The sequence below is a fragment of the Haloarcula amylolytica genome, from assembly GCF_049705545.1.
Taxonomy (GTDB): Archaea; Halobacteriota; Halobacteria; order Halobacteriales; family Haloarculaceae; genus Haloarcula; species Haloarcula amylolytica_B.
The window spans coordinates 1,770,101-1,790,137 of the sequence record NZ_JBNAMU010000001.1; the positions used below are offsets into that span (position 1 = coordinate 1,770,101).

Below are 20,037 nucleotides of genomic sequence, written 5' to 3' on the forward strand. Positions count from 1 at the left end.
CACGGGACTCAAGCGTACCGTTCCACTCAATATAGATCGTCGAAAAGATCGGGGTCGGTCAAACCCGGCCGTTAGGCCAGCCACTCGTCCGGCTTGGTGTTGTAATCGATGTCCGTGGCCGTGAGGTGTTCGACCTCGGACCAGTCCACGTCGGTGACAGTCACCTCGTCGCCGTCGTAGCGGATTCGCTTGCCGACCTCCTCGGGTTCGGGCTCGCGGTCGCGGCGCTTGGCGACCTCCACGTCGTGGTCGTCGAACTCCTTGACGATGGTCAGGAGGTTCACGGGCCGGCCCCAGAGTTCGAAGGTGCGCTTGAGCACTTCCTTGGCCTGCTCGATGTCGAGCATCACGCCGTTGTACTGGTGGGCCAGCAGCAGTTCGTTGCGGTTCTGGTAGTTACCGTCCTCGACGACGACGGTGGGCTTCCCGAAGTTGGTGAACTGCAGCATCAGCTTCTTCTTGACGTCCTCGTGGTCCGTCGAGGTCACCCGGTAGTCGCCGGATGCGTGGGTGTACTCGTAGGTGAAGTAGTCGTTGTCGTCGACGAACTCCTGGGTGAGGAACTCATCGAGGAAGGTCACGTCGTTGTGGCTCTCCCGGATCTCCCGCATGCGCTCCCACCCGCGGGTGTAGTCCACGTCCGCCAGCGCGTCTTCGACGCTGTCGTAACGCGAGTCGTCGAACATATAGCGGGCGGTCCGCTCTAGTTCCTCCTGGCCGATCCGGGAGACGAAGCCGCGGTACTGGGGTTTCACGAGCGAGTAGTGGCGGTGGGCCAGCCCCTCGTAGGTCAGGACCTTCCAGGGGTACTGCTCGATGTCGAACTCGCCGTCGCGGGCCGCCGCCAGCCCCTCGCTGTCGACCCTTGGGTCCTCGGGGTCGAGGTCGTCGAGGTGGCTGGGCACGTCGGTAAGCCACGCCGGAGGTTCGAGGTGGTCCTGTACCACCTCGTAATCGACGCTCTCGTCGAAGTTCCGCCAGGTGATGCCCTCGACGCGGAGCAGGCGCTCGATGACCTCGCGGCGGTTCTCCGTGTTCTCGACGTACTCCCAGATCTCCAGACCGAGGCTGTAGGGGTTCAGCCCGCCCGACCCGAGCACTTTCGACATGTGGTCGGAGTAGAGGATGAACTCGTCGTCGCCGGCGAACTGTTCCCCGGTCATCATGAGGGATTCCCAGTAGGAGGCCCAGCCTTCGTTCATCACCTTCGTCATCTTCTGGGGCGCGAAGTAGTACGCCTCCCGGCGAAGCAGTTCGAGCAGTTCTTTCTGCCAGTCGTCCATCTCCGTGGCGCGCTCGGCGTCCGCGTCGTACTGCATCCCATGTTTGCGGAGGAAGCCAAGCACGTCTTTCTCGGGTTCGGCGGGGAACGTGACGTTCTCGTCGTCGTCGCGCTGGGCGTCCAGCCACTCGTCGTCGAACACCTGCCGCTTGACCTCCTCGGAGAGGTCCAGGTCCTCCAGCTGGTCGGTCACGTCGGCCCCTTCGATGTCTTCGAACTCCTCGGGAACCGTCTCGACGGGGCTGTAGGGGACGTGCTGGTCGATGTTGTCCTCGAGACAGAGGACGTGGTCGATGAACCGCTCGACCTCGGCCCGCTCGATGTCGGGGTCCTGCATGTACTCCTGGATGGTGTCGCCGTGGCGGGCGAGCATCCCGGCGGCGTCGGGGCCGCGACGGCGGTCCTCGCCGGACGCGTCGGTCGTCGTCCGGGAGGAGCCGTCGGTGAACATGCGGAACCACTCGTTGTTGGCGAAGAAGTCCGCGTGGGCCTCGACGTGGGTGATGACGGCCTTCTGGTCGGCCAGCGTGTTCGACTCTTGGAGGAACGCGTGGGCCGGGTCGTCGTTGTTGACGATCTCGAATGCCTTGCCGCCGAGGAACTGGCCCTGTTTCTGCTGGCGGTCGTACTGCATCCCCCAGCGCCAGTGCGGGTAGCGCTGCTGGAACCCGCCGTAGGCGATGAGTTCGTTCATCTCGTCGTAGTCGACGATCCAGTAGTTCACCGGGTACGGTTTCAGCCCGAGCTTTCTGGCGAGATTGCCGGCCTCCTCGACGGGCTCGTCGAGGTCGTCGGCCACGCGCTGTTTCGCGAATCTGTCGTCGTTCATTGGTCCTCCGTACTGAGTATGTCGTAGATGGCGTCCACCACGTCTTCCGGCGAAGAGACGTACGCGACCGCGACGTTGTCGGCGTCGCGGAAGTTGCGCTCGACCTCCTCGGCGTGGGTGGCGTTGATGGCGTTGCCGCTCGGCTGGGTCTCCACGTAGGCGTGGAGGTTCGCCGGGATCTGTTCCATCAGCGGGATGACTTTCTCCTCGGTGTCGTTCGAGGAGTTCTCGCTGTCGCCCGCCGCGAACACGTAGCGGTTCCACTCGCTCCAGGGGTACTCTTCCTCGAGGATTTCTGCTGCGAGTTCGTACGCGCTGGAGATCCGGGTCCCGCCGCCCGAGCGGATGCCGAAGAACTCGTCGCGCTCGACCTCCCAGGCGTCGGCGTCGTGGGCGATGTAGACGAACTCGGCGTTGTCGTACTTGCCCGTGAGATACCAGTCGAGCGGCGTGAACGTCCGCTCGACCAGTTCCCGCTTCTTCTGGCGCATCGACCCGGAGACGTCGCGGATGTTCACGACGACGACGTTCTTCTCGCGCTCCTCGACGATTTCGGGGTACCGGTAGCGCTCGTCCTCGCGGCGGAACGGGATCTGGTCGACGCCTTCCCGGCGGATGCGCTGTGAGGTCTCGACTTTCTCCACGTTGTCCTCCATCTCCTCGATGGAGTCCCAGACGGCCTTCTCGTCGGCGGGCAGTTCCTCGTAGGCGTCGTCGATCCACGCCTTCGAGACGGGCATGTTCTGCTCGCGGGTCCACTCGTAGACGGTGGCCGGCCCCCAGCCGTCGACTTTGAGCGCCTCGCGGACGTAGTCCTCGTCGAAGTCCATCGCGAGCTTTCGCTTGAGCCCTTTCTTGAACAGTCGCTCGAAGTCGAGCGTCGAGGAGGGGCCGGTCCGGGTGATGTCCGTGAAGTCGCCCTCCTTCTCCTCGATGACCTTCTTGCCCTTCGGTTCGAGGTCGAGCCCCAGTTGTTCGTCGAGTTCCTCGGCGAACTCCTCGGGGTCCATCTCGTAATACTCGTGTTCGCCGCCCTCCTCGCCGGGTTCGCCGTCCTCGTCACCGTCGCCGTCGCCGGGCTGGGGCTGTGGCTCGCCGACCGGATCGCCCGGTTCGGCCCCCTCGCCCTGGCCGACGCCGCCCTGATCGCGCTGGTCGTATTCGAACTCGGGCAGATCGACGATCTTGATCGGGATGCGGACCGAGTCGCCGCGTGACTGACCCAGATCGCCGTACTGGATGAACTCGGCGAGGTCCTGTCGGCGCTCCTCGCCCACGTCGCGGTACCGTTCGAGGTCGTCTTTCAGTCCCATCTGTAACTCACCTGGCTCATAACGTGACGGCTCGTCAGTTCGGCCGACGCCGGCGTGTAGTCGAACATCTCTACCATGTTATCCAGCGTCTTGTCCTTGAGGCGGGCCGTTTCGGTTCCGGACGGGGGGTTGTCCCACTGCCCGGGCTCGAAGTCCTCGTAGGTCCGCTGGATGTCGTCCCAGTCGTAGCTCCCGAGGACGGTGTTGATGACCGGAATCTCCTTGGGGTTGACGTCGCCGACGCGGAACTCCTCGTCGCGGCGCTGCCACGCGTGACGGTTCAGGGCGGTGATGATCTTGTCGGTGCGGAACTGCTCGACGGCGTGGTCGGGTTCGTTGCCGTCGTAGTTCTTGTCGTCGAACCGCCCCAGGTGCTCGATCTCGAACACCTTCATCTTCAGCGGGTCCGGGTCGACGCGTTCGCCCCGCTCGTTTTCGATCTGGTCGTCGGACTCCCAGGCGTAGACGTGCTCGATGTACTCCTCGACGGTCGCCTCGTCGACGCGCTTGTCCCGCATCATCGCGTCGAGCACGTCCTGTTCCTGCTGGCCGAAGATGTAGTTCTTGACAGTCACGACGCGCTCCTCGTACTCCGTGGCCTCGTTGGTCGAGAACACGGGGGCGTCCTCGAGCCCCTCGGCGACGGCGTTGAGCACGTCCCGGGGCATCAGGACGTGTTCCACCGGGAGGTCGGGGTGGTGTCGGTCCTGTGGCTCGTGCAGCAGGTCGGCGACGATGTCGCGCACGTAGGTGACCGGGATACCGTGGTCGCCGTCCTCTGTGGTGGTCTCCAGGTCGTAGTCGTCGATGTCGACGCGCTCGTCGCCCTCCATCAGGTAGCCCCGGTCGAACAACAGCGCTTTGTCGACGAGGTCCAGTCCGGTCGGGATCTCGGCGCTATCGAGCCGCGAGACGACGGCGTACAGCGCCGCGGACTCGACGGTGTGCGGGGCCAGTTCCTTGTCGGTGGCCGTCTCGACTTCGTCCCGGACCGAGATGGTCAGGGGCTCCTGAATCCACGTTTCCAGCTCGTCCCAGGTCTCGGGGTCCCACACCTGCGTCTCGTTTGTCAGCTCTCGCCGCAGGAGCTGGGCTTCGAGCGAGAGGTTCGTCAGGTACGTGAACTCGTGTTTGTCCAGCCGCCGCTTGAGCGCCTTCAGCGGGTCCTGGCCCTCGCGGTCGGCGTGTTTGTTGAGCTGGGCTTCCAGGTCCGGGTTGGAGATGATGATGAGCTGGGTGTCCACGTCCATCCCGATGCCTTTGTCGAGCTTGACGTGGGACTCGTCGGGAACGTTCAGCAGCTTCTGGAGCAGATCGGCGTGCTGGGCGGCGTCCTCGACGACGGTCAGCAGGCCGTTGCCCTGCGAGAGGACGCCGTCGTAGCTGAACGCCTGCGGGTTCTTCCGGCCTCTCGAATCGAGTTCGCGGAGCATCCCGTGCATCCACGAGCCGACGAGCCGCTCCTTGGGCGTGCCCTCGTCCTCGGAGTGGAGGATGCCGATGCCGTGCCCCACGTCCACGACGAAGTTCTTCACCCGGAGATGTGCGGGCTGTGTCACGGCGGAGAACAGGTCCGTCTCGCCCTGCCGCCGGTACTGCTCTTCGAGGAAGTCGTAGGCCTCCCGCGAGAACGGGTCGAGTTCGCCGTCGACGCGGATCGGGATGTGGTCGTCGAGGCGCTCGTTGACCTCGGCGAGCAGATCGGTGCGCACGTCGTCGGGGAACACCGTCAGCGGGTGGGCCTGAACAGGGCTCTCGTACCAGTCGTCCTCGTCCTCGATGGCCGCGTTCCCGTAGGTCATGCTGGTGGCGCTGCCGCCGGCCCCGGCGACGTTCCACTCGACGGTGTAGCGCCGCCCCTCGGGCGTCTTTGAGTACTCCCGCAGGCCGTTGATGAGACAGCGTTTGAGTTCGGACTTGCCGGTGGCTGTCGGCCCTTCGAGCCAGATGATCTTCTCGTCTTTCCCGCGGCCCGCTGCAATCGAGCGGAGGTCGTCGACGAAGGCGTTCAAGACTTCGGTGTTGCCCAGGATGGCGTGCTCGCCGTCGTTGTGCGGGTCGTCGAAGAAGCGGTAGCGCTCCTTCTCCTCGCCCTCTTCGATGACCGTCCGCGTGCCTGCGGCTTCGATGGCATCGAGCAGGTACTTCGAGGCGTGGGCTGCGACCTGGGGCGTTTCGAGGACGGTGTCGACGTACTCCGCGAGGCTCATCGGGGCCTCGTAGGCGGCATCGAGTGACTCGTCCGCGCGGTCGATGTACTCCTCGCCGGTCATTACTCTTCCATCTCGCTTTTGGCGACCTCCGCGCCGGCGAACTCTAGGACTTCCTTGGCGCCCTCCTCGGAGTAGCCCTGTTCGATGAGGGCGTCGATCCACTGGTTGCGCTCCTCGTCGTCCATCTCCGAACTGGAGACCAGCGCGGAGAAGTTGATGTTGTGTTTCTTGTCTTCCCAGAGCTTGCGTTCGAGGGCGCGACGCAGGCGGTCGTTATCCTGAGGATTGAACGTATCGCCCTCGCGAGCGCGCCGGGACACCCAGTTGGACACTTCCTGCCGGAAGTCGTCCTTGCGGTCCTCGGGGAGGTTGAGCTTCTCCTCGACGGAGCGCAGGAACTGTTCGTCCGGCTCCTGCTCGCGGCCGGTCAGTTCGTCCTCGACGGTCGCGTCGTCGATGTAGGCCATGACGTGGTCCATGTACTTCTCGCCCTGGCGCTGGATCTCGTCCATGTCGTAGGCCAGCGCGTGGCGCACGTCCTCGATGGCCCGCTCCTTGTACTCCTCGCGGACAAGTTCGAGGAAGCGGTAGTACTTGCTGAACGACTCCTCGTCGATGGAGCCGTGGTTCTCGAGGTTGCCCTCGAGGTGGTTGAACGTCGTCAGCGGCGAGAGGAAGTCGCGGCTGCGGTGCATCGAGTCCATGATGGCCTCGGCGATCTCGTCGCCGATGAACCGCGGGGAGACGCCGTCCATCCCCTCGCCGATGTCGGCCATCTTCTCGGCCTCCTCACGGAGCTTCTTGACGTCGACGTCGTCGGCCTCGTCGATCTCGCCGTTGTAGGCTTTCGCCTTCTGGACGAGGTCTATCGATTCGTTGTCCGGCTCCTCGATGCGGGTAAGGACGCCGAACAAGCCCGCCATCTCCAGGGTGTGTGGCTCGACCTGGATGTCCGGCAGGTCGGCGTTACGCAGCATCTTCTGGTAGATGTTGGCTTCGGCCTCGTACTGGAGGACGTACGGGAAGTCGATGCGCTTGGTCCGGTCGTTGAACGCCTCCATCTTCTCGTCGCCCTTCTTGTCCCGGTACTCGGGCATGTTCGTCCGGCCGACGATGACCTGGTCGATGTCGATGCGGGGGTTGTTCTTGGGCTTGATCGTCTGTTCTTGACTGGCATGGAGGAAGTCATAGAGGAACTCCCGCTGGAGCTTCAGCAGCTCCTCGCCAGAGAAGATCCCGCGGTTGGCGTTACAGAACGCCCCGGAGTAGTCGAACGCTCGGGGGTCGCTCTCGCCGTAGATGGCGATCTTCGAGTAGTTGACGTCGCCGGTGAGTTCGGTCTCGTCCTGGTTCTTCTTGTCCTTGGGTTCGAACGTCTCGATCCCGCGGCGCTGGTTCTCGTCGGCGACGAAGCGGATGATCTCGATGTGGTTCTCCAGAACGGACTGAAGATCGTCGTCGTATTCGGCCAGCAGCCGATCCATGTAGAACTCCGAGGCGGGGTCCAGCGACTGCTCGTTCCGGATAGTGTAGGGGGCATCGAGTTCCGCGTTGATGTCCTCGATGACCTTGTCCCGCTGCTCCTGGGGGAGGAGCACGAGCGGGTCCTGGTTCATCGGCGACCGGACCACGTCGTCGGCGGGGTCCTGATCGTGGATGACGTCACAGAGGTTCGTCCAGCGGAACGTGTACATCCGCCCGTCGTCCCGGCTGGTGTAGTCCTCGAAGTAGCGCCGGACCTGCCGGTCGAAGTCGGACTTACCCGACCCGACCGGCCCCAGGAGGAGCTTGATGCGCTTTTCGGGGCCGAGCCCGCGAGCGCCGGATTTGACCTTGTTGACGAACTCGTGGATCGCCTCGTGGATGACCCGCCCGTAGAAGGTGTTCTCACCGTCGTGGAGGGGGTCGTCGCTCGCCAGTTCGTACTCGACCACGCCGGCCTCTTCGTCGTAGGTCTTGCCGTAGTAGTCGAACATGTCCGCCACGCGCTGGTGGGCGTTGCGGGCTACCTTCGGTTCCTCGTACAACTGTTGCAGATACCAGTCGAACGTGTTCGTCTTCCGGAGGTCCGCCGGTATCGTGTCACGGTACTCCTTGCTCAGCGCTTCGAGTGTCTCTTTGTTCTTGCTCATGCTATCTCAGTAGTTCGTCGTGGCTGCAGGCGACCACCGACTGTTGCGGGACGGCCCCGCCGCTGTGTGTGTCTACTCCGTCGGTGCTGTCCGCTGTGTGCGTGCTCGCGTACGGCCGTCGAATGCCCCACCACTGCGGGGTAACGGGTGTGCCCTTCCATGGCTGACCTGCCGGGCGGAACACGGGGACTGCTCCAACCTGGCGTGGTAACGGGAGACAGTGCGGCACTGTTTCCGATACTATTTACCGTACGAGTTCTGTTCATATAAGAACTTTGCCCTCCTGTGGGTATACCGCCGATAAATTCCGACGCCGTGATAAACCGAACACGGGGATGGCGGGCCACACGTGTGTTACCATTTCTCATTAGTTCTGGTTGGATTTATATACTATGTCGCTTGTCAACTGTTCACTTCGGTGTGTCGGCCAGTGTTTGGCGCTGGATTGATGTGAATCTGTTGCTGGATTGATTGGCGGGTGAGAGCGACCCTCACGGCATGGCGGCTCGACACATCGATGTTGCCGTCGTCCGAACAATCGTCGGTATCTGGGCCTGGCAGTTTTCGGGACGGACCAGCGGATTCTTGCCGGTCCGCGCTAATTCAGCGGTATGGACCTGTCGGGCCTCCCCGAAGACTGGACGGTGTGGAACGAGACCGACGACAAGCTCATTCTCGCGTACCGCCCGGACGTCTTCGACTCCGAGCAATTTCCAGCGCCGTGTCTCCCGACGATCTATCTCACGCGCGGGAAACGGACCCGCCGCCCCGGCGCTGACCGCACCGGGGAGAGCTGGTACGTCACCTTCTATCTGGAGCCCGAGGTCGAGCGCGACGCCGATTCCTACGAGCGCCGCGAGGCTGCCGTCGAGGGCGCTGTGGAACTGGCGACCCGGTTCGCCGACGGCGACCTTGACTACCGCTCACTGTATCAGGTACCCCGCGAGGCGTATCTGGCCAAACTAGATGAGCTGACCGGTCGGACATGACGTTTTACCGTGGCGACATTCTATAGCCCAGTATGACTACTGTCACGCTCGTCGGGACGCGCCTCGCCGAAGTCGGCGAGGAGTTCGTCTACCGCGGCGAAGCCAGCGGCTGTGAGGGCTGTCCCTATCGCGACCAATGTCTCAACCTGACGACCGGGAACCGGTATCGGATCACCAATGTCAGACAGAGCGGGCAAACGCTAGACTGTGCTATGCATCAAGACGGCGTGCGAGCCGTCGAAGTTGAGCCCGCGCCGATCAAGGCGAACGTACCTTCGAAGGGTGCGTATGCTGGGAGCAAAGCATCACTGATGGGCCCGTGTCCACACACCGAGTGTCCCAGCCATCCCTACTGTGAGCCAGCCGGTGCTGAATTTGACGAAGAGTATCGGATTGCCGAGATCATCGGTGACCCGCCCCATGACTACTGTATGCTAGATCGGGATTTGACGTTGGTGGAGTTGGAGGCGGCTGAAGATAGCTGACCTACTCTTGAGTGCAATTCATATTGCTTTATTAACATTGCATAAAAAAGACGAACGCCCATTGTCGTTTAGGAATATAATATTTGTGTACTGACAAGAAGTGGTGCAGTACTGGACCGGTCGGCCAGGGTACCAGAACGGATCTCAGACTCCAGTTATCCTATTCTGAATTAGGCTATTCGAGAGTTTTTACGCGGCATCGTTTCTGCTTGATTGCCTTCGAGGCTCCGACTCAACTCACTTCAAGACGTAAATGATCTACAACCCGTACTGCTCCCGGACGGCACCGCCGAGGCCGCGATCCTCTAATATATCGAGCGGGGCGAGCATATCGAGCTGGACGACACCGGGGAGCCGACCGATCTGGACGCCGCCGGTAAAGGTACAGCGCGCCCGGACTTCGCCTTCGCTCATGTCCAGCAGCGTCGTCGCCCGGTCGAAGGCGTTCTGCGTGGCGTCGTTGACTGTCGCACCTGAGCCGACCACCTGGATCGGTGCCATGTCTTCCTGTACGTCGACGCCGTGTTCCGAACCGAGGTTGCGGCCGGCCTCAAGCTCTTCGTCGCTGTAGGGCTGGCTGATGAACGGAAGATCCTCCTCGTTGGGCAGCAGGATGGGACCGTCGAGTTCGAGCCCCTCGATGACCTCGACATCCATCGTGGCGGTCCCGCTCACGTCAGTCGTGTGTAACGAGAGTTCCCCGTCACCTTGGTTTGCGTGCAGGTCGCCGACGTAGACGCCACCGCCGTCGATGGCGACGGGACAGATCAGTGTCGCGCCTTCGCGTACTTCCGGAATGTCCATATGCCCGTCGGTCCGCTGTTCCAGATCGGCCTCGGTTTCGACGCCGTAGTCGTGGTCGGCACCGATGAGGCTCTGTCCGAAGTCCCCCGCGTTATGTGAATCCGGCATCGTAACGGGCGGCGTCGTGCCGATGTTGCCGATGAACGGCCGCAGTCGGCCGAGCGTCCCGGGCATCCCGTCGGGTTCGTACAGCAAGATCGGATGCTGCCGGGCGTTCTCGGGGATGTCCATCACCTCCTCAGCGTCTGTCGCTAACTCGTGTGCGCCGTCCTTGTCGAGTGTCAGCCCGACAGCGTTCTCGTGGTCGAAGGCGACGGTGTAGCCGTACTCGAAACCAAACGAGGAGGCGTTCGCACCGCACTCTGCACACCGGATGGCGTCCTCACCAGTGCCCTCGACGACGGAATCGGGCCACGTCGTCCCACACTCCGGACACCGATGATCGACGAACGGGTCATCCTCGAAGGCCCCGGCGCGCTCGGCCATCGACCCCGTGCTCGTCGCCATGCTCGTCACCTCAATGTCGCGGATGTGGATCGCCACGGCGTCGCCGACGCTTGCCCCTTCGACCCGGATCGGCCGTGTGACTTCGTGCCCGCCACGGAACGAGGGCGTGATCATCGGCCCCCAACAGCCCGGTGGCGTGTACGTCGTGACTCGGCCACCGTCAGCGACCGTGCCAGCCCACTCTTGATCGGGACCCACTAATCCGAGTGTGTACTGGTCAACGTGTAGCTCCTCCTGGACGCTCTGTTGTGACATACCAGTGTCTGTTATGTGCTACCGTAACATAACCGTAGTGCCGAGTGAGTGGGGTGAAGACAGTCATCGCCAAGCCTGGTATTCGAATCAGTATGCCGCGGACATAGACAAGATCAACGACACCGCCGTCTCGTCACTCCCCGACGCCCTAGAGAGTCAGAAGGTCCGGGTAAACAAAGCGGGCATCAACGCGACGCTGAACTCGCGCACCGCAATGCTGGCGGCGGGGAATCCGAAATACGGACGGTTCGATAAATACGAGCCGATTGCTGAGCAACTCGATCTCGGACCAACGCTGATGTCGCGGTTCGATCTGATGTTCATGGTCTCCGACTCGCCCGATGAGGAGACTGACCGAAGGGCCGTCAATCACCAGATGCGGTCCCGGCGAGCGGAGGCAAAAAAAGGAGCTCGGCAAGGAGCTCACCGAGGAGGAGCGGAAGAGCATCGAGCCGGAGATCCCTCACGAAACACTGCGTGCGTACATCGCCTATGCGAAGGAGGAGGTGACGCCGTACCTGCGGAAGACGGAAACGGAGGCGCGCGAGTACCTCCGTGAGGAGTTCCTGAAGCTCCGTCTCGCCAACGCCGACGAGGAGGACAACCCAGTGCCGGTGACCTACCGGCAGGAGGAAGCCATCGAGCGCCTCGCTGAGGCGTCCGCACGAGTGCGTCTCTCCGACGAAGTCCGGCGGGAGGACGTGGACCGTGCCCTCTCGCTGGTTCGGAAGTCGATGGAGCAGGTCGGAATCGAACCCGAGAACGGGCAGTTCGATGCGGACGTCGTCGAGACGGGGCAGAGCAAGAGTCAGCGCGACCGGCGAAAGCAGGTTCTTGCCGTCATCGAGGACCAGAACGGCACGACCGTCGAAGAGGTCATGGACATCATCGACATGGACGAGACGAAGGTTGAGCGCGACATCGAATCGCTGAAGCAGCGCGGTCAGGTCTACGAGATAGACGGCGAACTGCGGAAATCGTAGTCTGGAGCAGAGGCTACTGTTTCGACGGAATCACGGAGAAGTCGTCCACAGTAGTATTGAAGGGCGTGTGTGGATCGGGATTATCCAGAGGATGGGCCGCTCGATAGTGGAACATACGAGATTGCTCGGGGGCTGTTCGATGCGATGAACTACTGATCACCACGAGCCGTCGATGGCACGCTGATAGGCCGTTTCTGCTTGATCAGCTACTGCGTCCCAGTCATATCGCTGTGCTCGTTCGACGGGGTTCGTCGGTGGACGTTCACCACCTAATGCGGCGTCGAGTGTCTCCGTCAGGGACTCGACCGTGGGATCGACGAGGAAGCCCGCGTCGTCGATGACCTCGTCTGCGGCCGAATCAGGATGGTCGGCTGCGATGACGGTACAGTCTGCGGCCATCGCTTCGACGAACGTGATGCCGAACCCCTCGCGGGTACTCGGAGAAGCGAAGACATCGGCAGCGCGCATGTGACCGAGAACGTCATCGTAGTCGTCGAGGAAGCCAAGGAATTCGACGCAGTCGGCGTGAGTCAGTGATTCCTGCTTTCTTTCAAGGCGTTCGCGTTCGGGACCGTCACCGACGATACCCAGTGTGGCGTCGTGATCGTCGGTGACTTCGTCGAAGGCTTCTAGAAGCACGTTCACATTCTTGTGTTCGATGAGCCTGCCAGCGAAGAGTACGTCGTAGCCCTGTTCGGAGAACGGGGCACTTCTGACCTGATCGATGTCGATGCCATTCGGGACAATTTCGATGGTCTCCCGGGCGGGGCCGATAGCGGCGAGACGGTCAGCTGTGATAGACGAAATCGCTATCGGATGCTGTGGTGTGCGTGCGGTGACGTGCTCGCTGAGCTTGCCGAACGGGGCGAGGTGACCGAGGTACTCCTCCCAGTAGTCGCCCCAGACCTCATGCCACGTTGTCACGAGTGGTGTGTCTGTGCGAAGACTCGTGAGTTTCGTGGCGAGCACCGGGAAGTACGGGAAGACACTGGCGACGACAACGTCGTGTTCGTCGCGGCGGAGGTGTCTGCGGAGCGGTGGGAGTGCACGGACCACGAAGTCTATGGCTTCCGTGATAGAACGTCGATCTCCGTCGTAGAGGTTGGCTTCGGGGGCGACTGCCCGCAGCGTCATTCCCTCGTGGGTGGTCTCCTCTGGTCCGTCCCAGAAGTGGCGGCCATAGATGGTGATGCCGTGGCCCGCGTCGGCGAGTCGGGTACCGATTTCGTGAATTCGCTTCTCGGCCCCGCCAGTGACGAACGGGTAGACGACGTTCGACACGAAAGCCACACGCATCACTTATGTAGATTCAACTGCTTGATAATTGACTTACGGTTCAGTATGACATTATCGAAATCCATAGGTCGAACATCTGTCTGCACCGAATCATTATTACTTGCTTGCTCACGAAGTTCCCTATAATGCATGTCCTGCAAACGCCTGTACGGTTTTATCCTCATATCGGTGGAGTTGAGACGTACGTTCATGACCTCTCGAAAAAGCTCATTGAGCTGGGGCATGATGTTAGTGTCGTCTGTGCGAAGGTCAATCCGGAAACAGACCACCACGAGCAGATCGATGATATTGATGTCCACCGGTTCACTAGTATCGGCAGCATAGCCAATACGAACATCACACCAGCATTACCGATGGAGCTGTACCGACAGGCTCAAACTGTCGACGTTATCCATACACATCTTCCGACACCATGGAGTGCCGATCTCAGCGCGTTGGTTGGGGTTGCCACCGGAACGCCAGTTGTGTTGACCTACCATAACGACATTATCGGCGAGGGGTTCGCAAACTACGTCGCTCGACTGTACAACCAAACGATGCTACGGGCCACCCTGCAGTTGGTAGATACTGTCGTTATTACTCAACCGGATTACTATGATGATTCACCGCATCTCGGCCCGCATCAGGACAAAATTGAGGTTGTCCCAAACGGGGTTGATGTCAACCGATTTCGACCAGCCACTATTGACAAGGCCGAGCGTAATCGGTTAGGTTTTGACGCCAGCCGACCGAACGTGTTCTTCCTCAGTGTTCTTGACGGCCATCACGGCTACAAAGGATTAGATGTATTGTTGGAGGCTATTTCTATTCTGAATGACCGAAGTGAGACCGTTCCGCACCTGCTTGTCGGTGGCGACGGAGAGGCACGGTCACAGTACGAGCAGCAGGCTAAGATGCTCGGCGTTGAAGACCACGTCACTTTCTTGGGATACGTCGAGGATAATGACCTCGTCGCCTATTACTCAGAAGCGGATCTGTTCGCCCTTCCCTCACTATCATCGGATCAAGAAGGATTCGGTCTGGTTCTTCTAGAGGCGCTGGCCGCTGGAACGCCTGTTGTCACGACCGATGTTGTTGGTGTCTCCGATGCGGTGCGCGATAATGAGATTGGTGAGATTGTGCCACAGGACGACCCGACAGAGCTAGCCACCACAATTGAACATTTGTTGACACTAGAGTTCAATTCCGATAGTGCTCGCGCGCTCTGTGAGAACGAATACTCGTGGCGTTCAAGTGCTGAACACCTTGAGCAGATGTATTTAGAACTCTGTCACTAAAATATCGACTCGTGAATACATTCTTACGGGGCTATATAGAAGATAAAATATAATTAGGTGTGATGACATATCTTGTAGCCTGAGTTGATGACACACAGAAAGGGACTCAACAGATTCTCTCGCGCGCAAAATCTGCGGAAATTGATTTATGTAACCGCAACCACTAAGAAGCAGTGATAGAATGGATTGATATCCACGGAACTATGCGTAGGTCTGCAAAAATCCGCATTTCAATTATTTTAGTTCTCCTTGTTTCACCATACTTCATAGTTACATATTTTGCACCCACCTCGTCATACCGAAATGTATTCTTCTATGCAGATATTGTAGATGCCCAACTGATAGCTGAAACAGGGCATGTTTCACAAAACGTATTAAAGTCTACGTTTACCGATTCATTTATTAATTCATGGACTAAGCTGTCCACACGCGCGAAAACACCTATTGTGCCGATCTCGCTTTACATCCTTTCAGAAGTATCTGGGCTCTCTCTGTCCGTAATTCACTCTCATATCCCTGGATATGTTGTGATATTCCTTTTTTATTTCGTTATCATAAAACACTTTCAGACAAAATGGATAGCAGCAATTTTTGCGGCTATCGGCACAGTAGGCCCGAATTTAGGGCCGATTGGTGCACTTGGTATTTCTCCCTTCAAATACTCAATAGTATTGATGGGCGTGTTTATTCTTCTCCTTAGAACTAGAATAGAAGAGAAGAAATTCTCTCTAGTTATGATCATTATTTTACCGCTACTTGAGACCTATATAATATATCTATATCCAAGATTGGCTCTCTTTTTACCCTTAGCATTATCATCATATATCCTATTATCAAAATTGAGGGGAAGGAATACCCCTCCATATCGCGCATTTTTAACAACAACTACAGTACTCTTTCTTCACATATTAGTCACCTTACCTGGATATCAGGTTGCTGCTGAGAAAGTTCTCATTGGGTTAGTGAACTTGTCGTTTATCATCCCGCTACAGGGATCGGGAGCTCAATTGCCCTCTACAGCAATGGGAAGTCGTCCTTATGGCTTAATCGCGGTACCGCTTCTATTTCTTCTAGGTATTCGAGGAGGCCTTCAAGTTAGTATCAAGGCATTGTTCAGAGAATTCGAAAACAAGGAACTAGTGGTATTTTCATTTGGTGCATCTGCATTTATTATCTCATTATTACACTTATTCACTGGTGTAGTGTGGCTTGCTTCTCGGGTATATGTTATTGCGTTCCCTGTCTTGGTTATCGGGGCAGCTATCGGTTATAGAGGCCTATTTCAGCAAAACTGGAGATATGGAAGGTTTTTAAACTGCGCCATCATAGTTGTTTTATTAATCGCTTCCTTTTCCTCATTTATATTGCTTGCACAGAGCACTAGACTTGATGTTCAAACTTATCAAGATGGTAGTGTTACTGCTGCCGACTGGAATTCTAAATATCAGCAGGGGACAATATTTGGTGATATGAAATTTGGGTCGCAACAGATTGCAGCCGGATACTATGATTATCGCTATCCGACAAAGCCAAATCGAGAGGAGAATATCATCCGCCATTTGTACAATGGTACTTATCCAGAGGAAGTCAGTGCTGTAGTTTATTATGAGGATATGGCAACAACTGGGTTTTATGTACCAGAGTTTATGCGAAGGCCTATCGGGGAGAAACGATATAAGAATAACACTATGAGTAAATCCCGAATCTATTCCAACGGGCAGGTAACAATGGTGAGTGAAAATTGAACGTCCTCTTAGTAGTTCTCGACAGCGTTCGAGCCAAGAACACCTCCATTCATGGTTATAATAGAGATACAACCCCATTCTTAGATGCACTTACGAGCCGTTCAATAACGTATACTGAGGCAAGAGCGCCAGGAAACTGGAGTCTTCCTAGCCACTCCAGTATGTTTTCTGGTTACTACCCTCCAGAACATGGTGTTTTTGACATTGATGATAAACTGGATCCCCAATCCAATATCTTCTCTGATCTTTCGGATAATGGTCATTCAACAGCCGTTGTCTCTGGGAACTCATGGCTTACAACAATGGATGTAGGTCTTAAAGACCCGTTCTCAGAAATCATCGATGCCAATACTCTATATCCATTTGCCGAGGCCTTATCACCTGATCAATTAACACTTGATCCAGGAATAAATGGCCAACTCCAATATTTCAACGAGTCCTTACAAAGTAATTCACCGGTACGGGCACTGATTAACGGATTGTCGAAGAAGCTTAGTCTTGATTATCCTAGACTATTGCCCGATGATTTAGCCCCAACTGGATCTGCCCATGATTACGTTGAACTATTACTTGATTGGATTGATCACCAGAAGGGTGACTGGGCAGCTTGCCTAAATCTTATGGACGCACATTTGCCATATACACCGGATTCTGAATATGATATTTGGTCAGATAAAAATTCTCGAAAAATACAAAACTATTTAACAGATCATAAGTGGCAATTCTACTCGGGTTCAGAACCTTGGTGGAAGCTCAGCGCTTTAGAGTCACTATATGATGGATCAATCCGTCAAATGGACGCAGCACTCAATTACTTATATTCTGAGTTAGATAATAGGGATATAACCGAAGAAACGATTGTAATTATAACTAGTGACCATGGAGAATGCTTTGGCGAAACTAGTAATGTCCGAGGAGGAAAGAAGATCGCCGCGCACGGTGTCAGTATGATTGAGGAACTTTTACACGTCCCATTGATTGTAGACATACCTGGGGACAAGAGGGAGAAAAGGATAGATGACATAATTAGCTTGATAAAAATACCAGAAATGATCTCAGATGCTGTTAATAATGGGTCAATTCGGCCAAATATATACACTGATGAGCAAATTTATGCTTTTTCTATGGGTTTAGTAACACCCGACAGGGAACATGCAGACTACTATTGTGAGGATCCTGAATACCTGCTAGGTGAGGAATTCGTGAAGTACACCGAAGATCGTGAAAAGTTGAAGAAGACGACGGATATATATGGGCCAAAGTACGAGCGGAGGTTAGTTGAGACTATCTCTGAGAATTTCAGTACCCCTTCGAGAAAAACATTTGAAGAACATGTAGAATCGGTTGGAGTGAATATCGGGGGCAGCGGACTTTCAGAAGTTAGTGATTCTACCAAAGATCGCCTAGAGGAACTCGGATATCTATAATGGAAGTTTTGCACATTATTGATGAACATAGTGTAAGTGGGGTAGTAAATCTCCTCTGCTATTTGGAGGGGAATGAACACTTTGAGCAGCAGTATCTCTCTCTCCATCTCGGTGCTAGTGTGTCGGAATATCTTTCGTCTCGATCAGTGAACGGTTCTGTAATAGCAGGAATACGCGATAACAAAAATATAGTCCAGGAGGCATTATCTTCAATAGCAAATTATAGAGGAATAATTAAAACTGTTGAACAACTTAATCCAGACGTCGTGCATGCCCATGGTTATCCAGCAAGTCTTATTGGGAGTCTGATCGCTCGTAAAAACATATCTAATGCGGTTTTTACTCAGCATGTCGTTCGTCATCAACCAAATCCTGTTGAACAAAATATATTCCAGCGTATATTTAGACCATATGATGAAATTGTTTGTGTGTCAAACCATGTTCGGGAAACCTTTGTAGATGTTTTCAAGACTACGGAACCTACTGTAATTCATAATGGAGTCCCGATACCAGAAATGAGGAAATACGATTTTCACTCCAATAGTAAGGTTGAATTCCTAATGGTTAGTCGGTTAGTTGAGGGACGAGGAATAATTCCCTTCTTAGAAGCATTCAAGATGGTTTCTAAGGAAAACGCTCAATTACGGGTGATTGGTGACGGAGAACTTCGGTCGGAATTAGAGGAGAGATTTAATCAAACTTCTGGAATTATTTTTGAAGGGTTTGTCAAAGATGTATCTCCCTACTACGAGTGTGCAGATGCCTTTTTATTTCCCACGGGTAAATTCGAAGGATTCGGAATGAGTATGGTAGAAGCAATGTCCTATGGTCTTCCTGTTATTGCAATTGATCATCCTGTTGTTAGGGAGATTCTTACTCCGACTATTACTGGATATATTGTTGACGGATCCTCTGAGATACGGGCTGTAATCAAGGATATTATTGATGACCCCGATATCCGCCTGAATATTGGAAAACGTGCTCGTGAGGAGGTAAAAAGCAAATTTTCTATACAGAGGATGTCTCGTGAATATTCCTCTCTTTATCATAATATATGACAGACACCAATCAAACAATCATTCGCAAATCCACGCTTATATTACTTGGTAATATCCTTGGTATGGGAAGCACATTTTTCCTACATATCCTTTTAGCAAATACCTATAATACATCAATATATGGGATTATGGTTTTATCAATTACAACTGTTAATCTAGTATCCATATTTTTCTTATTAGGATTTCCCCGGGCTATCGCTCGTGAAGGTGCAATCCACACAAATCACGATCAATTGTTCTCAGCTACTGCTCTGATGTCGATCACCACGGCAGTTGTCGGAACAATGTTAGTTCTTTTTGGTCTCGACTCGATAACTACATTTCTTGGAATACAAAAACATTCAATCATATATGGTACATTTTTGGCGGCTATTCCTTTTGTAGTGTTAGTTGAGCTTGGTGACGGTCTATTCCAAGCACTGGAATGGCCGCCGGGTCGAGTTATAACAAAGAACTTTTTGATGAAATTCACTCCAGTACTATTGGCAGCATTTGCTTACCTTTCTGGAATTGATCACCATCTATTTTCTATATTTTGGGTGATGATTATGATATTATCTGCTATAACGACAATAATGGTGATGCGGTGGAAAGCTGGTAAAATATTCACACGGGATCTGAACTGGACACTTACTCGCCGCTTATTTGTGTTTTCAGTTCCATTATTGTTGTCTGATGCAGTATGGATATTAATACAGCAAATAGACAATTATGTGATAACATATTTTTCTGGATCTTCCTCTGTGGGTGTTTATAGTTCTGCATTCACATTAGCTAAAGTGCTGGAATTAGCCCCAGCGTCAGCCAGTTTTATTATACTACCTCTCCTCTCTAAAGAATTTGAGTCAAATAATAGTAAACGGTGGAATGCCATCTATGAATCATCGACAAAATGGATGGCAATCCTTTCATTTCCACTAGTATTGCTTATGATATCTTTCCCAACTCGCCTCATTAACGTGTTTTATAGCGAGGAATATTTGACAGCAGGAGGGGTACTACCAATTATAGCTATTGGTTTCTTCACACACACAATATTTGGTGTGAATAAGGGGGGCCTGATAGCAATTGGTCGAACACGAATCGTGCTTTATAGCGGACTGATCGTTCTATTACTGAATACCGCTCTGAATATCGCATTAGTACCGCAATTCGGAATTGTTGGGGCAGCTGTGGCTTCAGTACTAACATATTTAGTGATGAATATTATATTATACTACTATCTGTTTAGAGAGATGGGGGCATCGATATTTAGTAAGAGTATGACTCTTCCACTTATAGTAGGGTTTGGAATTTGGTTTGCACTCTCACTCTACATACCGAACTGGCAAGCGTACTCCATTTCGATATTGGCTTTTTCGATAGTCACTTTAATGAAATCTGTTTCAAAGTTTGAACTAGAAGCCATAAGAGAAATTATATAATGTAGGAATATCTCTACA

14 protein-coding genes and 1 pseudogene are annotated in these 20,037 nt (G+C 55.2%); 9 read left to right on the forward strand and 6 right to left on the reverse strand.

Translation table 11 applies throughout. From position 1 onward, the window contains the following. Positions 1 to 71: 71 nt before the first annotated feature. From ACOZ4H_RS09420 to ACOZ4H_RS09435, 4 genes are read right to left on the reverse strand one after another with little or no spacing between them, the layout of a single operon-like run. On the reverse strand, positions 72 to 2,111 hold the full coding sequence (locus ACOZ4H_RS09420; RefSeq protein WP_424329028.1) for a SpoVR family protein: 2,040 nt from the start codon (positions 2,109 to 2,111) through the stop codon (positions 72 to 74). Continuing rightward, on the reverse strand, positions 2,108 to 3,424 hold the full coding sequence (locus ACOZ4H_RS09425) for a YeaH/YhbH family protein (protein ID WP_424329029.1): 1,317 nt from the start codon (positions 3,422 to 3,424) through the stop codon (positions 2,108 to 2,110). Before ACOZ4H_RS09425 ends, ACOZ4H_RS09420 begins: the two co-directional genes overlap by 4 nt. Continuing rightward, positions 3,415 to 5,697: a PrkA family serine protein kinase gene (locus ACOZ4H_RS09430; protein ID WP_424329030.1), complete on the reverse strand. Its 2,283-nt coding sequence runs from the start codon at positions 5,695 to 5,697 to the stop codon at positions 3,415 to 3,417. Before ACOZ4H_RS09430 ends, ACOZ4H_RS09425 begins: the two co-directional genes overlap by 10 nt. Continuing rightward, positions 5,697 to 7,769, reverse strand: coding sequence for a PrkA family serine protein kinase (locus ACOZ4H_RS09435; RefSeq protein ID WP_424329031.1), 2,073 nt, complete (start codon positions 7,767 to 7,769; stop codon positions 5,697 to 5,699). The genes ACOZ4H_RS09430 and ACOZ4H_RS09435 overlap by 1 nt, the downstream gene beginning before the upstream one ends. Positions 7,770 to 8,380: 611 nt before the next feature. Between ACOZ4H_RS09435 and ACOZ4H_RS09440 the strand changes: the two genes are divergently transcribed. Both ACOZ4H_RS09440 and ACOZ4H_RS09445 read left to right on the forward strand, forming a co-directional pair. Next, on the forward strand, positions 8,381 to 8,758 hold the full coding sequence (locus tag ACOZ4H_RS09440; protein WP_424329032.1) for a DUF5820 family protein: 378 nt from the start codon (positions 8,381 to 8,383) through the stop codon (positions 8,756 to 8,758). A gap of 32 nt (positions 8,759 to 8,790) precedes the next feature. Further along, a complete protein-coding gene (locus ACOZ4H_RS09445) occupies positions 8,791 to 9,243 on the forward strand; it encodes a UPF0179 family protein (RefSeq protein ID WP_424329033.1) in 453 nt (150 codons plus the stop codon). A gap of 258 nt (positions 9,244 to 9,501) precedes the next feature. On the opposite strand, the gene ACOZ4H_RS09450 is transcribed toward ACOZ4H_RS09445, so the two are convergent. Then, on the reverse strand, positions 9,502 to 10,809 hold the full coding sequence (locus ACOZ4H_RS09450) for an acetamidase/formamidase family protein (RefSeq protein ID WP_424329034.1): 1,308 nt from the start codon (positions 10,807 to 10,809) through the stop codon (positions 9,502 to 9,504). Between the two features lie 13 nt (positions 10,810 to 10,822). Between ACOZ4H_RS09450 and ACOZ4H_RS09455 the strand changes: the two are divergent. Both ACOZ4H_RS09455 and ACOZ4H_RS09460 read left to right on the forward strand, forming a co-directional pair. Beyond that, a pseudogene (locus ACOZ4H_RS09455) lies at positions 10,823 to 11,131 on the forward strand (minichromosome maintenance protein MCM); the annotation flags it as partial. 19 nt (positions 11,132 to 11,150) lie between these two features. Then, a complete protein-coding gene (locus tag ACOZ4H_RS09460; protein ID WP_424329035.1) occupies positions 11,151 to 11,792 on the forward strand; it encodes a hypothetical protein in 642 nt (213 codons plus the stop codon). Between the two features lie 156 nt (positions 11,793 to 11,948). Here the strand turns inward: ACOZ4H_RS09460 and ACOZ4H_RS09465 are convergent, their stop codons facing one another. After that, complete coding sequence (locus tag ACOZ4H_RS09465; protein ID WP_424329036.1) at positions 11,949 to 13,088, reverse strand: glycosyltransferase family 4 protein; 1,140 nt, start codon at positions 13,086 to 13,088, stop codon at positions 11,949 to 11,951. 125 nt (positions 13,089 to 13,213) lie between these two features. On the opposite strand from ACOZ4H_RS09465, the gene ACOZ4H_RS09470 reads away from it, so the two are divergent. The 5 genes from ACOZ4H_RS09470 (at position 13,214) to ACOZ4H_RS09490 (ending at position 20,019) form a co-directional block, all read left to right on the forward strand. Beyond that, a complete protein-coding gene (locus ACOZ4H_RS09470; protein ID WP_424329037.1) occupies positions 13,214 to 14,365 on the forward strand; it encodes a glycosyltransferase in 1,152 nt (383 codons plus the stop codon). Positions 14,366 to 14,538: 173 nt separating this feature from the next. Beyond that, positions 14,539 to 16,110, forward strand: a complete 1,572-nt coding sequence (locus ACOZ4H_RS09475) for a hypothetical protein (RefSeq protein ID WP_424329038.1) — start codon at positions 14,539 to 14,541, stop codon at positions 16,108 to 16,110. Further along, positions 16,107 to 17,537, forward strand: a complete 1,431-nt coding sequence (locus ACOZ4H_RS09480) for a sulfatase-like hydrolase/transferase (RefSeq protein WP_424329039.1) — start codon at positions 16,107 to 16,109, stop codon at positions 17,535 to 17,537. Before ACOZ4H_RS09475 ends, ACOZ4H_RS09480 begins: the two co-directional genes overlap by 4 nt. Then, positions 17,537 to 18,595 carry a glycosyltransferase family 4 protein gene (locus tag ACOZ4H_RS09485; protein WP_424329040.1) on the forward strand — a complete coding sequence of 353 codons (1,059 nt, stop codon included), beginning with the start codon at positions 17,537 to 17,539 and terminating at the stop codon, positions 18,593 to 18,595. Before ACOZ4H_RS09480 ends, ACOZ4H_RS09485 begins: the two co-directional genes overlap by 1 nt. After that, positions 18,592 to 20,019: a flippase gene (locus ACOZ4H_RS09490; protein ID WP_424329041.1), complete on the forward strand. Its 1,428-nt coding sequence runs from the start codon at positions 18,592 to 18,594 to the stop codon at positions 20,017 to 20,019. The genes ACOZ4H_RS09485 and ACOZ4H_RS09490 overlap by 4 nt, the downstream gene beginning before the upstream one ends. Positions 20,020 to 20,037 lie beyond the last annotated feature (18 nt).